Source organism: Roseivirga spongicola, assembly GCF_034376045.1.
Classification (GTDB): Bacteria; Bacteroidota; Bacteroidia; order Cytophagales; family Cyclobacteriaceae; genus Roseivirga; species Roseivirga spongicola.
In genome coordinates, this window is the sequence record NZ_CP139724.1 from 263,006 (window position 1) to 277,688 (window position 14,683).

Consider the following 14,683-nt stretch of genomic DNA (forward strand, 5'->3'; position numbering starts at 1 on the left):
GGGGCTCGCAGTGACGAAGCCGATACTTGAGTGTAGAAAAGGGAATAACATAGGGGTTAAAACAGAGAATATCTGTCAATTAACGCCACTTGTATTCTAACTTAAAACACACCCACCTTATGCTCTAAGTTCAAAGCCGGACCAAGTTGACAACCATATGAGCTTAGCAGCATAATATCGGGAACGTCTTTGCGAGGAAGGTACGACCGAAGCAATCTCCAAGTTTGGAGGACCAAGAGACTGCTTCGCCCCGAAGTCTCGGAGCGAAGCAGTGACGTAACCAGAACAAACTTGCTAGACTGAAAAGAAGAGAGACTATAAAAGCTTCACCAACAAAACACCTGAGAGCTTAAGAAAAGATTTCATTTTCATGCTTACGCTCGTAACTTCGCAGTCCATTTAAAATACATCGAATGAAAACCTGGTTTACCTGCAAAGTAAAATATCAAAAAGAAGACGAACAGGGTCGACTTAAAAATGTAAACGAAGCCTACTTAACCGATGCTCTTTCTTTCACTGAAGCGGAAGCTCGTATTTATGAAGAGATGGGCCAGCGGGTAATGGGTGAATTCTTGGTTACTAGTATTACCAAAAGTAAGATTATCGATGTTTTTGAATATCCAGGTGGCGATGTATTCTATCAGGTGAAAATTACCTACCTACTTACCGATGCCGATTCTGGTAAGGAGAAGAAAGTAACGAACATGATGATCATTCACGCGAAAAACGTGAGTGAGGCTTATGATAGAATCCATGAGTCTTTGAACAATATGTTGGTGAGCTTTGCCGTGCCTGAAATTAAAGAATCTCCTATCTTAGAAGTATTCCACCACACTAGCGAAGAAAAATTACCTGAAGGTAATTTCAGACCTGTGGCAGAAGTAGAACAAGAAGAAGATGACGAAGAAGTACAATAACATATCAATATCTACATTCGACTGTTTGGCCGCCAAGCTAAAAAGTCAGGGGTTAGAAATGGCAGGGAATTCAGGTTACCTAAGCAAGAATGGCATTTCTTTAGATTATGCTTTCGATGAAAGTGCTCAAACTTTAACCATTGAGAATCTAGAAGTTGGTTTTCCGGCTACCATGATCGGAATGAATGCCGATAAGATTCTCGGTATTTTAGAGAAAGCTATTGAAGATTGTAGAGGATAATTAATTTTATCCTTCTCAACTCTACAATGAACCAGCTCAAAACAGGCGCTTTTTCAGAAATCTGGACTCGAAATTGGAAGCAAAACCTCTTCCAACCCGTTGATAATTCCTTTCTGGTGCTGTTCCGAATTTTGTTCGGAGCCATTATGTTTTGGGAAGTAACTCGCTACTTCCGATACGGTTGGATAAACCGCTACTGGATAGAGCCTTACTTCAACTTTAGTTATGCTCCTTTCAACTTTCAGCCGCTTCCGGGCGATGGTATGTTTGTGCTTTGGTTGTTGCTTGGTCTGTTAGCGATCTGTATAACATTGGGCTTGTTCTACAGAGTTTCGGCCACTTTATTCTTTCTGCTTTTTACTTACACCTACTTACTTGAGCAAGCCAGATACTTAAACCACTTTTATTTGGTAATACTCATCAGCTTTCTGATGATATTTTTGCCTGCGCACAGAAATTTCTCTATCGATATGCGCATATGGAAGCGAATTAGAACTCCGCTGGCTCCGCTTTGGACACTTTGGTTGATCCGATTCATTATAGCAGTGCCGTATTTCTTTGGTGGGGTCGCAAAACTTAACCCCGATTGGCTTCAAGGCTACCCACTGGCCATTTGGCTGAACCCTGATTTTCCAATCTTAAGACAATACTTTGAAGAGCAATGGATGGTCCTTTTCATCTCCTACAGTGGGCTGTTGCTCGACTTACTGATTGCACCCTTCCTCATCTGGAAGAAATCGAGATGGCCAGCCTTTATCTTCATCACCCTGTTCCATCTCATGAATTCTCAGCTGTTTAGCATTGGCATTTTCCCATGGTTTATGATTGGAGCAACTACCATGTTCTTTCCTCCTAGTTGGCCAAGAAAAGCCTTGCAGATGATTTCTGATAAGGTGAAATCGCTTAGTTCAGAAGAGTTAATGCTCTATTCAGAACCTTCTTCTCCTAGAAAGAAACTAGTACTTTGGGCTTTAGGTCTTTTTGTGGCGATTCAGGTCTTTCTGCCGCTTCGCCATTGGTTGATTCCTGGAAATGTACATTGGACGGAAGGAGGTCATCGTTATTCCTGGCACATGAAGCTCAGAAGTAAGGATGGACAAACCACCTTTATTCTGGAGAATAAGGAGAACAGCGAACGCATATTTGTTGATCTAGATGGCTACCTAAAAGATTGGCAAATTGACGATATGAATGGCATGCCTTACATGATCTGGGAGTTTGCTCAGTTTCTGAAAGAAGAGTATGCTTTGATGGGAGTAGATGTAGCCGTTTATGCCGAAGCCTTAGCTACATTAAACGACCGAGAGCCACAGTATATCATTGACCCAAATGTGGACCTCACCTCTGTTTCCCGACCATGGTTTGGCTGGGCAGATTGGTACGAGCCTCTGGAAAGTCCATTGAGGAAGAAGTGGTAACACTGAAGTTTAGTCCTACTTCAATTCTCTCAAGCACTGCTTTACAGATGGTCTATTACTTTTTCTTAATTACAAATTGACATTCCATATAACCAAGGAAGAGGCATGAAATACAAATAAATTCCGCTTGGAACAAAAATCAGTAGTTAGCAGAATAAAGCTTTTTATAAACTATATTCTGCTAACTAATTAAAGTCACAACTTCATTCTGACAAGTCACCGCACCATTCTTCTCCAGCAACTTTAATGCTGGTTCCATAGCTTTCATGTTCTCTTTTGAAATTCGGCTATAGCCTAGCATTTTCGCAACCTCTTTAAGCAACACTTCTTTCGAGACTTCTATGTTACTTTTGAGTATTAATAATATTCCATGAACCAACTCTTCAGGAGCCACTGTGGTGGGATGACGCTGCTCACCTTCCGTGGGCAATCGAAGCTCCGTCACTTCTTCCACTTGGTTAGGTAAATTCCACAAATAAATCTGATTCTCAGACTTTGTTTGGTGAATTCCTTTTGTGCAACTTTCTAAATACTGCAAAATCCTGTTCCCCTTTTTCGAAAATCCCCAAGCTCGACTTACAATGGTGTAGCATTCCTCCTTTGAAATAGGAGCCAGTTTTTCAACCACCTCTCTCACGTGAGACTCTACTAATTTATTGTTGTCAAAAAAATCACCTTCCGGATTCAGCACCACGAGGTTAGGGTTATAATCACTAACGCTTGCTATTTGCTCATCTTCTTGATTTAAATCTGCTTCATCTATAAGTTCTTCTCTAGTTTCATTAATAGTCGGCATATTTTCATGTATCATCATTTGTAACTCTTTGAGTTGTCCGTCCAAACGATCAATACACTTATCGCTATCATACCACCAATCTGTTGACCACACCCTCAACACGTTCCACCCAAGACCTTCAAGTACAGCCTGCCTCAGAATATCCCTATCTCTTGCAGATCGGGCTGAATGGTAGCGTGCTCCATCGCATTCTATTCCTGCCAAAAACTGTCCTGAATATTCTGGGTGTACAACACCAAGATCTATTCTATAGCCACCAACTCCTATTTGGGTACGTACTTCCCACCCTTTTTCTCTAAGTTTAGATGCCACCTCTTTTTCAAATGGTGAATCAAACGAATCTTCTATACTTACCGTTTCCTCCCTCAACAAAGCTGTATGGCCATCCTGAGCATACAATAAATACTCTTTTAAAAGTCGAAGCCCTTCAGATGAACTACCACTTACATCAAACTCCCTTGGATGGAAATTGGTAAAAATCTTCACCTCTGTTCTTGCACGTGTCACAGCCACATTCAACCTGCGCTCACCTCCCGAGTTATTTAATGGGCCAAAATTCTTATTAATCTTTCCATTGGCATCCTTGCCATAACCTACCGAAAACAAAATCACATCTCTTTCATCACCCTGTACATTTTCAAGGTTCTTCACAAACACATATTCTGGGTTGGTTACATCAAAACAGTATTCGTATTGTGGTTCCAACTGTAACTGGCTATCAATAAGGTCGCTAATAAGGTTTGCCTGAGCAGAACTAAAAGTCACCACTCCGATGGAGTTAGAATCCTCTTCATTTTTTAATCTAGTAAATATTTCATTTACCACTTCCTGAGCTTCCCCAATATTCGTTCGCGACTTGCTACGATCATAAAATGCCTTTTCACCTTCAATAATCTTCAATGACACCTTATCATCTTCGGTAAAACAAGCAGGAAAAGTATGAAGTCGGTTGTCGTAAATATGATGGTTGGAGAAGCTGATCAAACTTTCAGAACGACTCCTATAATGCCATTTCAGAAGCATCTCTGGGTACAACCCCCCAAACATTTCCAGCACGCTTTCACAATCTATTTTTTCATCGTTATTGTCTTCACTATTCATGCTAAAGAATGCCGTTGGAGGAAGCTGCTTGGTATCTCCTACTATAATAGCCTGCTTTCCTCGTGACATAGCACCAATCGCATCCCATGGTGGAATTTGTGAAGCTTCATCAAAGATTACAATATCAAATTCAGGAGCTACCGGCAAATACTGACTTACCGACATCGGGCTCATCATATAACATGGTTTTAGGCTTTTGGCCACGGGACTAATCGTATCCAAAAACTTTCGGATAGGCATATGCCTTCTGCTTTTGTTGTATTCTTTCTTGATCAATCCTACAGGAGAATCAGGCAATACAAAACTGCCCATTGGAGGTTTCGAATCCGCTATTTTCGAAGCTAATGCCTTCTCGGTCATCGATCTGTACTTATGATCCGATTTCTTAAAATCGGAGTCAAGATTGTTCAACTGAAGCCCTGTGGTGCTTTCCAATACTTTGGTAGCCGCATTCTTTTCATTAAGCCATTGCCTGTGGAAGTTATAGGCAAACACTTTTTCTATCTCAGATTTTGAAATTTCTCCCTGATCTACTTTACCAAAAAGCTGGTCTAAGCCATTTTCGCACAATTCACGCTTCAACACGTTCATGGCAATTACATCTCTAAACAATGAGAATGTGTCAAGTAAAGAATCCAAGCTGCTCTTTAATTGAGCCACAGGCTCCTCATATAAATCACTCTTCAATTGAAGATTGTTGCTAAGCCCCTCCAGCCTTTTTTGGAAATTCTCAGCGAAATCCTGAATCTCTGAAAGCTCTCTTTTTGTATCTCCACCTGATACTAATATCAGCTCACGATTTTCAACTATATCCGTGATAAAGCCTCTGCCAGCTTTTAATGACTCCAGATCTGATGAAAACAAGTTCATCATTTCAGTATACACTTCATACAGCCAAGCCATGGCCTTGCGCAACTCTTCATCTTTTCCTAAAAGATATTCCTGACCAAATATCTCTTTAGCAAATTGTTGAGACTGCTCTTCTTTAGTTTTTCCTTCTTGGTAAGCAATTCCTGTTTCTAAAAGCTTTCCATATCCTGAAAGATCGCCAACCTTGCCTTTAACCAGCTTTCGCAAATATCCTTTCAGCTTTCGCTTTTTGAAGAACTTACTTATGAAAAAACCTTCATTACTTTTATCCAGTTGTTGCTTGAGCTGATAGAAATTCTCCTGATAAATTTGTGGTTGAAACTCCTTGTCCAGTTTTTCCCGTAGCTCAGCTTGATTTTTTAAGTGATCAACATTGTCGTTCAGCTCTTTTTGAAACTGGGCAAAATCTGTTTGCTTAAGAAATGAAGATGTTAGAGCAGGGGGAGCAAGTAAATTCTTAGCTAGTAACCCTACGCTTCTCCAGTTGTTGGCACTCCATGATTTGACAATTGGAAACTTTTTGGACACATCATCTTCAAGGTTTGAGATATGTGCAAGGTCTTTAAGAATGGCTTTTAACTCGCTAACTACCGCATCCTCCACCTCGCTTGACCAATTATCTCTTCCCACAAATGACCAGGCTTTGTACTCGTGATCAGTAAGTACATCTGCATATTCTTTCCAGGTTTTAACTTTTACTTGTAGCTCATTCAACTTACTTTCTGGATACTCCAAAAAACTATCGAACTGAAGGTCTACATTCTCTACTCCTTTCTTGCGAGAGGCTACTCCAAAAGCTTTATATGCTGTAATACCAGAAGTACTCTTATGATGTAATTCTTTAAAGTACTCGTTCAGCCCATCCCGTGAAGTTTTTAACTCACCTGCCACTTGTTCCCATCCTCCATTAATATTAGGTGATGTAAACTCAAGTGCCTCATAAAAGCTTCGAACTACTTCTTTCTTTTCTGATTTCTTGGAATGTAGTTCCAAGCAAAATGGCCCGATTCCAATTTCTTGTAGTCTGCGATACACTACCTCAAGTGCCACTTTCTTTTCTGACACAAAAAGTACACGTTTCCCAATACCAACACAATGCGCAATCATATTAGCAATGGTTTGCGACTTACCTGTACCCGGAGGCCCTTGCAACACAAAACTGTTTCCATTGGCAGCGGAGAGTACTGCCGCCATTTGTGACGAGTCAGCCGACAGTGGGCAATAAACATCCTTTGGGTGATGCATCTGTTCTACGTGCTGCTCTTCTATAAAGCTTGGGGAATCTTTTGGGGTTTCGGAAGTCATTACTCTCCTGATCACTGGACTTTCCAGCATTTCTTCATAATGCTTATCCAGTTCCTTCCACATCAAAAACTTCTGGAAGGAGAATTCACTTAGCCATACCTCTTCTTTCACTTCCCATCCTCGCTTATCACGAATCACTTTTCTGATAATATCAAAAATCAAAGGCACATTTACGCCCGACTCATCTTCTGGCAGAGGTTCTAAGCCTGGGAATTTCATTCCAAAATCCCTGAGTAACTTTTGCAAAAGAGTATGATTCATAACGGTATCATCATCCCTTAGCGTAAGTGAAAACTTTCCTCCAACCGACTTCTTATTTAGGTTTACAGGCAGCAGTAATAATGGCGACCTACGTACAACTTCGCTGCTATCACTTTCTTTCCAAGCAAGCACTCCAAGTGCCAAAAACAAAGTATTGGCTCCTGTCTCTTCTTCCGCATTCACTACCGATCGGTATAAACTCGTTAGTGTAGATTGAAACTTTTCCTCAGACACCGTGGTGAGGAGCTTTTTACGCTCAAAACTCAGTGTAATTTGATCGGCCAGAATTTCAGCTTTATCGGTGCGTTGCTCACTCAAAGCACTTTGTTTTGGACTGGGTAGAATTTCAAAAGCAGCGCCATCGGCCAGTATATCTTCCATTTCACCTGGGCTATGGCAAAGTATTTCCACCGTAGATCGATTATCTCTAAAGTTTAGAAGCCTATTTCGAAAACTGAGATCCAACAGCTTATCTTTCCATTTATCTAATTCCCCGGCTCGTGCCTGAACATCCTCTGGTAATTCAAAGCTTTTAAATCTTCTTTCTTCCAGATCAATGCTTCCTTCTCTTTTTTCTCGCTCCTCATTTTGCTTAATCTTTTCTGCATTGAAGTCATTTATTGGATGTATCCTAGCGTGTCTTCTACAGTAGGTTAAGTCTATTCCACAAACAAACTCGTTCTCATCTAATAAAAAGCCTTCTGCCTGTTTCTCAAGCATTCCGAAACTAACGTCCCCATCAGATGTCACTCCAGTTACATCCAGTACCGCCATTTCATCCAGCTCCTTACGCTTTCTAAAAAACTGAGGATCCTCTTCCAAAGCACGTGGAAGAAATTTGTCCTCAAGCCAAAAACCAACAAATGCATGACCTGAGATTAGAAACAATATTGAGTTAACTCCAACCTGTTCTAGGCAAGCTTGATATAAAAGAGAAAGATCCAGACATGTACCCATACTGTGCTGAAGAATACTATCGGGAGTTCTGACCTTCTGACCTGTCTCCTCAAAGCTGGCAGGAGGTTCTGCATAAGTTATATTCTCTCGTCTCATCGACTGGAATACAGCTTGGGCTATCTGATGCACACGCTCACGATCCTTTGATTGGTAACCATTAAGAGCCGAACTTTCGGTTTTCTCTTTAAGAATATCCGCAGCTCCACGAATGATCTTTTGTACCGCCTCGCTATTAGGCATTACATGACTTGCAATGAGTTCAAGCGGAGCTTCCTGACCAAGCCATACGTTTTGAGGCTCAATTTCTATTTCAACTTCTTCTTTGCTTATTACTCCTCCTTCAGCATCAGAAACTTCAAAAAGAAGTCTCCCGAAGATCTTTTCACTTACTCGATTAAAAAAGTGCCGAGAGTATTTAATGTCTGGGTTCATAACCACGAACTCCTCCTCAACGGCAATGCTTGATAGGTTAGTCTCAAAACTCAATACATCTTCAGGGTCTGATGTGATCTTTAGCTTTAAACCTTCGAAAGGTGTATCTCCAGTATTCTTAAGGTAAATTGCTCTAACTAATGGCACTTTGTTCTGCAACAAAGCAAGATTCATTCTAAAATGATAGTTGATTTGGAGTTGAAGGTTCATAATCATGTGTTATATTGAGAATAATTGAATAATTACGTTAACAATTTCGACCTATACAAGCACATAAATATATCCATTCAATTCTGTACAACTACCATTACAGTTAAAGTATAAAAATTCAACATGGAGACTTATTCAATAGAAGACCATGAAAACACTGAACATCACTTCAAAACACTACAGTTTATTTTCAAATCCTTTCAATTAAACTCTCAAGAATTGGAAATAAAGTTTTTAGGGCCATCAGGTTCAAATCCATTAATTAAAGTCACCTTTCAATAAGTTAAATGAACTAAATTGTAAACTCAGGAGTTGACAATATGGAAGTTATAGGTATATTTGGCACAAAAGAGGATATTCTCTGCTCGGTTCAATGGCATGATCCGGACAGCGGAATCCCATCTGGAGAAGCACCAGATGCTTTAAGTCAAATAACCGATGACTGGAATGACCCAGTATTTTTGAGAAGCTTTTTTAAGCAATATGAAAAGGATTACAACACACTTAGTAGACCTGAGCCCCTTAAGAAAGCACCCATCAGCGCTCGTAAAGAAGGAAATAAACTTCTTCAACAACTAGATGACCTAGCTAAAAACCATAACACAAAAGGTTTAGAGAACCTTTTCAATCCACTTGCCGATGACGATAAGGATGAAGACCCTTCTCGAATTAAGGCCTACGGTGGTGAATATAAATCCTATATGAGGATTTATGCAGTTAAGCATAAAAATGTATTTTACATTACTGGAGGAGCGATAAAGCTAACCCAGAAAATGCAAGGTAGACCGCATACCGAAACAGAACTATACAAAATGAATGTTATGCGTGAGTTCCTTGAAGGTGATGTAGAACTCTTAGAGTACTACTTTGAGCCAAAGCAATGAGACAATAAGACATAAGACAAATGGCAGCTAAAAAGACATTAGCAGATTTAAAGAAAGACATGCCTCAATCTTCTTTTCATGAAAAAGTAGCTTTTCAGAGAGAGAACAAAAACTGGCTGGATAAATCTTTTGAAATCAGTCTAACCATTCTTGATGCAATAGATGAAAAAGGGTGGAATCAGACTCAACTTGCTGATAAGCTTGGCGTGAGCCGTCAGCGTGTAAGCAAAATGCTCAAGGGTCAAGAGAACTTTCAACTTTCTACACTGGTAAAGTTAGAAGAAGTTTTAGGTGTTGAATTTGTTCAGGTAGATGGTCAGGACTTTACCAAAAAGTTAAACTGTTACCTCACCGAGCTAACTGAGCAAATAGTAAAGTCTGCATCAGTAAGTAAAAAACGTAAGTCAGCATTTAAAGACCCAGCCGGTTATACGACTGAATTTTTACATCAAACTCAAAAGAAAGTATCGGATGTAGGAGAAGCACCTTTTTCTTATGATTTAGCGGCATAAAACTTAAACAATGAATCAACTAGGTTTTGCAATAGCGAATATTAGAACCAAAGAATTCGCCATTCTTGAGGAAAACTTTAATCAAGAAATGGATGATGAATTTAGCACAGGATTTAGGATAGCTGCTAATGCTCAAGAAAAGTTTATCGCAGTCAACTTTGAAGTTCAATTTAAAAGCCAAAAAAAGACCGTCATAAAACTAGCAGTTGAATGTGCTTTTGAAATCGAAGAGAATGCTTTTAAAAGCTTTCTCAATGAAGAAAAAGAAGAGGTTAGTATACCGGGTGTATTTTGTAGACATTTAGCCGTAATAACCGTAGGAACCACCAGAGGCATTCTTCATGAAAAATTGAATGAGACACAATTTGAGGATGTTATACTTCCCTCTATCAATGTTACTGAACATATTCAGGAAGAAACAGTTATTTTAAAATCCAAATGAAAAGCCCAATAACTGGCCTCTCTATGCCCCTAAGTTCAGAGCTTAGAAATACCACCTTCAAAAAGGTTCGGGTTCAATTTGAATATCTGTTCTATCTCTGTGAGAAAACAGGCGAGAAATTTGTGACCACTGCATTGGATGAAATCAATTTTGAAAATTTCAAAAGAATAATCCATTCTCATAGATAGGTAAAACTACCTTACTGTATATTATTCATTCCCTTCAAACCTCACATCCTCAGGTGTTCTATAAGCCTGAAAAGGAATTTTTAGCAGATTGGCCATCTCATCATTTTCTTTGGGGTCCATATGGGTATCGATACCATATTTCAGTTCTCTGGTATCTTCTACCTGAGCAAAAGTGCCAAAAATACGATCCCAGAAGGAGAAGATATTACCATAGTTGGTGTCGGTTAGCGGTTGAGTATAATGATGGTGCACCTTGTGCATTAGCGGAGTAATAAACACCCATGACAAGGCTCTATCTATCGACCTTGGCATATTGATATTCGCATGAGTTATATGTGCAAAAAGCACCGACATACTCTGGTAGAACATAATGATCCACATAGGAGCACCCACAATAATTACAGCCAGAATGGTAAAGCCAATTCTAAAAACAGTCTCTCCGGGGTGATGCCTAAGGCCGGTAGTTACATCTACATTAGTGTCTGTATGATGCACCAAGTGAAACTTCCACATCCATTTTACTTTATGCTCTGTCCAATGCACGAAGTAGGCACCAATGAGGTCGAGCAGAAGCATCCCAACCACCAGCTGAGCCCAGAGTGGTAGGTCAACCAGATAGAGCAACCCAAATTGCTTGTCGGAAACATAGTTAGAAGCAGCTAACAAAGCTGCCGCTAAACCAAAACCGATGATCATGGTAGTGAGCGTAAAAAACAGGTTGATACCCGCGTGGCGCACCTTCTTATACTGAAACTTAAAGAGCGGCAAGGTGCCTTCCAGAATCCAGAAGAGAACAATTCCACCGATCAAAATTCCAGCTCTAAAAGGAGTAGGAATATCATTAAAGAAGTTTACCAGACTTTCCATGCTTCAATTTATTCGCCACACATCATATTTGCAATCGTTCGAAGAAATAGGTTAGGTCTAAATGCGTAACTTCCGAACCTCATTCTAAGCCTATGAAAACCAGAATACTGCTTTCGTTTACCCTTGCTCTTCTAGCTAGCTTGTCCTTCGGCCAAAACTTCTCTCGCGCGGTTGCACCCTATGTAACCAATCAAGAAAAGGCCGTAGCCATCACCAATGTTAAAGTGATTGACGGCACTGGTGGGCCTGCCAAAACTAACCAAACGGTGATTTTCATAGATGGAGTAATCTCTCAAATTGGCAATACCGCTTCTATGACCTACCCAAGCGATTATAAGTCAATCGATGGAACGGGAAAAACCCTGATTCCGGGATTGGTCATGCTTCATGAGCACATCTTCTACCCAAAACCATTCGATGGAGTATTCAGCGTAGCACAAATGACCTTCACTTTTCCGAGACTCTATTTGGCAGGAGGAGTTACCACCATCAGAACGGCTGGAAGTATTGAACCGCAAACCGACTTAAACATCAGAAAATGGATTGAAGAAGGAAGAATGCTTGGGCCGAAAATGGATTTAACAGGGCCATTTATTGAAAGAGCCGGCACTCCTGTTCCTGAAGTGGGCATTATTGAAAGCCCAGAAGATGGTATTGAGATGGTGGAATACTGGGGTAAAAGAGGCATCAACTCATTCAAGGTTTATCAGAACATTACTAAAGAGGATTTAAAAGCGGTGGTAGATGCTGCTCATGCACAAGGCAAGAAAGTAACTGGTCATATTTGCTCGGTGACTTATCGCGAAGCCGCAGAAATAGGCATTGACAATATTGAGCATGGCTTTTTTCAAAGCTCCGACTTTGTGGGTGACAAGGTTGACAATTTCTGTCCGGCCTTTAAACGAGGCAGGGCCTTGGCAGAACTACCTGAAGACAGCCCAGAGATGGAAGAATTGATGAAATTCCTGATAGAGAAAAACGTAGCAGTAACCTCTACCCTTCCTGTTTTCGAACCTTATACAGGTCGTGAAGTAGTTCTTGGCGGTGGACTTGACGCCATGAGTGAAGAAATAAGAGCCAGCTTAGTGCAGAGCCACACGAGACGACAAGGAAGAGATTCTGCTTCTTTTGTCAACTTTAAAAAGCAGATGGCTTGGGAAAAGAAATTTTATGACATGGGCGGTCAGCTTTTGTCTGGAACTGACCCAACCGGAGCTGGAAGAACCATTGCCGGCTATGGTAATATGCGTCAGGTTGAATTACTTGTTGAGGCAGGTTTTACGGTAAGTGAAGCCATTAAAATCTCCTCACTAAATGGTGCCGAATATTTGGAAAGAGCAGACAAAATCGGTTCGATAGTGATCGGCAAACAAGCCGACTTAGTTCTTATCGATGGCGACTTAGAAGCAGATATTAGTAACATCCGAAAAATTGAAACAGTCTTTAAAGACGGCATCGGCTTCGACTCCAAAAAAATCTTTGAATCTATGAAAGGCAAAGTGGGGATGCACTAGAAATGCATGAAAGAATTATAGAGTGAGGCTACTACTTTATCGAGAGCCTTACTTTGTAAATTCTTCTATCCTCAACTTCCTCATTATGCTCCAGAAAATAGAAAGCACCCTTTTTATCTTGACCTATGAAGTTACCCAAAGCCAATTCATTTATGGCGTTCTGATGTGCTACTTTGCGGATTTCACCTCCGCCTATTGCAAACAACTCAAGATTGAAAGTGACAGGAAGTTCAGATACTGAGTTTGAGTCTACTTCACTACCCTCACCCAACGCTTCCCTATATACACGAATTACTGCTTCGCCTACACCCTCAACAGCTACTGCACTTTTCATATTCAAGCCGAAACCATTAAGCTTTCTGGTATATAAGGCCCCATCTTTTGTTTGGCTCGAACCAAAAGGCTGACCAGTTGCACGAGGGAAACCAGCAGGGCTATTCTCTAAATATGAATACGTATTCAGGTCTTTAGAGTACAGATATAAGTTTTTATCGAATGGAAAAGACAAGACATAAGAGCTATCCGCTTTCACCACATAGGGGAAGTTAGCTGAGTAAAAGAGCTGTTCGCGATATGGTGACTCTGCAGGATAGCCCATGTACGAAGTAACTTTTTGTTTGGTCAGGTTGATATGGTGAAAAAGCCTTGTGTTGCTGTAATAGTCTTCTGAGGAAATTGAGTATTCATTCTCGAAAGCTAACAACTCAACCATTAGCTCTCCATTTTCAGAATATGCATCTACAATACCAACATTTGCACCTCTTGATGCCTCTTTCCAAAAAGAAGTTAAGCTCCATGAATCAACCACTTCACTTTTCATGTTTTGCAACAACACCTTCATTAGAATTGAATCGTAGATCAGAATAGAATCTTTATTGATGTAATGAATATCCGCTATGCGTCTTAGCCCAAATGGCTGGCCTGAAGAAGGCACTTGTATTTCATTAAGAAGCTCTCCGTCTAAATCGAAAAACAGTAACTCATTTTGTCGTTTGTCTATCCCTACTATGGCACTTTCATTCTCATTCCAATTGATAATCTCAAGATTTGAGAAATAGTTTGAGTCTCCATTTAACTCAATTAGGGTTAGTTTTTGTATTTCAATTGTTGAGCCCCCATCTGTAGTATTGTTACTAGAGCAGGCCAAAGAGAGTGCAACTATGAAAACTAAAAGACTGGTGTGTTTCATTTTCAAAAATATTGAAGAATGAAATATAAAAAAAGATCAAGGCTAGCTTAGCCCTGATCCTTTCAATTCAATACGCTCATTACTAAGCAATAGCAATAATACGTTCAACTTTGCCCGCAAACTCAATGCTATTGTTTACCTGCTTACCCATTAGACTCTGCCCAATGGGCGAAAGCGGAGAAATAACAAAAACCTCTTTACCATTTACAGGAATTTTCCCCAAAGAAATGGACACGAAGAAAAGACAGGTAGAAGACTTCACTAAAGAGCCCAAAACCACTTTTTCACTACTGTGTTCAATCTTTAAAGAATTGAGTATAGTCTTCATTTTTTCAGCGTCTTCTAACTGAGTGCTATACTTCTCCTTTTCCAAATTCATCATCTCTCTAGCGGTTTCATACTTGTCTCCCATAGAGCTTTTGGTATCTGACGATGCTGACTCTGACAGTGTGCGCAATTCAGCTTCGAGTGAAGCTATTCGTTGACCGACTTTTTCGGAACACTCCCGAAAAACATCCCTTTTCAATTCCAACATTTTGCAAAGGAATGAAATAGTTCTGAATCTTTTTTATCTTCAAT

At 40.2% G+C, this 14,683-nt stretch carries 11 protein-coding genes; 7 read left to right on the top strand and 4 right to left on the bottom strand.

All coding sequences use genetic code 11. The features are described from left to right. The first annotated feature begins 413 nt into the window (after window positions 1–413). Genes T7867_RS01200 through T7867_RS01210 form a run of 3 tightly spaced genes read left to right on the top strand, consistent with a single transcriptional unit; the run spans window position 414 to window position 2,576 of the window. Window positions 414–917, top strand: a complete 504-nt coding sequence (locus tag T7867_RS01200; RefSeq protein WP_068219481.1) for a DUF4494 domain-containing protein — start codon at window positions 414–416, stop codon at window positions 915–917. Beyond that, window positions 898–1,158 (top strand): hypothetical protein, encoded by a 261-nt coding sequence (locus tag T7867_RS01205; protein ID WP_068219478.1) that lies wholly within the window; start codon window positions 898–900, stop codon window positions 1,156–1,158. Before T7867_RS01200 ends, T7867_RS01205 begins: the two co-directional genes overlap by 20 nt. Window positions 1,159–1,184: 26 nt before the next feature. Then, complete coding sequence (locus tag T7867_RS01210) at window positions 1,185–2,576, top strand: HTTM domain-containing protein (protein ID WP_068219475.1); 1,392 nt, start codon at window positions 1,185–1,187, stop codon at window positions 2,574–2,576. A gap of 181 nt (window positions 2,577–2,757) precedes the next feature. Here T7867_RS01210 and T7867_RS01215 read toward each other — a convergent pair whose 3' ends face one another. Further along, window positions 2,758–8,508, bottom strand: coding sequence for a DUF3320 domain-containing protein (locus tag T7867_RS01215; protein WP_068219472.1), 5,751 nt, complete (start codon window positions 8,506–8,508; stop codon window positions 2,758–2,760). 320 nt (window positions 8,509–8,828) lie between these two features. On the opposite strand from T7867_RS01215, the gene T7867_RS01220 reads away from it, so the two are divergent. Genes T7867_RS01220 through T7867_RS01230 form a run of 3 tightly spaced genes read left to right on the top strand, consistent with a single transcriptional unit; the run spans window position 8,829 to window position 10,346 of the window. Next, on the top strand, window positions 8,829–9,392 hold the full coding sequence (locus T7867_RS01220; RefSeq protein ID WP_068219468.1) for a hypothetical protein: 564 nt from the start codon (window positions 8,829–8,831) through the stop codon (window positions 9,390–9,392). Between the two features lie 20 nt (window positions 9,393–9,412). Continuing rightward, window positions 9,413–9,904, top strand: coding sequence for a helix-turn-helix transcriptional regulator (locus tag T7867_RS01225; protein ID WP_068219465.1), 492 nt, complete (start codon window positions 9,413–9,415; stop codon window positions 9,902–9,904). A 10-nt stretch (window positions 9,905–9,914) separates the two neighbouring features. Continuing rightward, on the top strand, window positions 9,915–10,346 hold the full coding sequence (locus T7867_RS01230) for a hypothetical protein (protein ID WP_068219463.1): 432 nt from the start codon (window positions 9,915–9,917) through the stop codon (window positions 10,344–10,346). A 209-nt stretch (window positions 10,347–10,555) separates the two neighbouring features. Here T7867_RS01230 and T7867_RS01235 read toward each other — a convergent pair whose 3' ends face one another. Continuing rightward, window positions 10,556–11,401 (bottom strand): sterol desaturase family protein, encoded by an 846-nt coding sequence (locus tag T7867_RS01235; RefSeq protein ID WP_068219459.1) that lies wholly within the window; start codon window positions 11,399–11,401, stop codon window positions 10,556–10,558. A gap of 92 nt (window positions 11,402–11,493) precedes the next feature. Here T7867_RS01235 and T7867_RS01240 point away from each other — a divergent pair, with 92 nt between their 5' ends. Further along, window positions 11,494–12,915, top strand: a complete 1,422-nt coding sequence (locus tag T7867_RS01240) for an amidohydrolase family protein (RefSeq protein ID WP_068219456.1) — start codon at window positions 11,494–11,496, stop codon at window positions 12,913–12,915. 31 nt (window positions 12,916–12,946) lie between these two features. On the opposite strand, the gene T7867_RS01245 is transcribed toward T7867_RS01240, so the two are convergent. Continuing rightward, a complete protein-coding gene (locus T7867_RS01245; RefSeq protein ID WP_068219454.1) occupies window positions 12,947–14,104 on the bottom strand; it encodes a hypothetical protein in 1,158 nt (385 codons plus the stop codon). Between the two features lie 82 nt (window positions 14,105–14,186). Beyond that, complete coding sequence (locus tag T7867_RS01250; RefSeq protein ID WP_157717581.1) at window positions 14,187–14,516, bottom strand: GreA/GreB family elongation factor; 330 nt, start codon at window positions 14,514–14,516, stop codon at window positions 14,187–14,189. Between the last annotated feature and the right edge of the window lie 167 nt (window positions 14,517–14,683).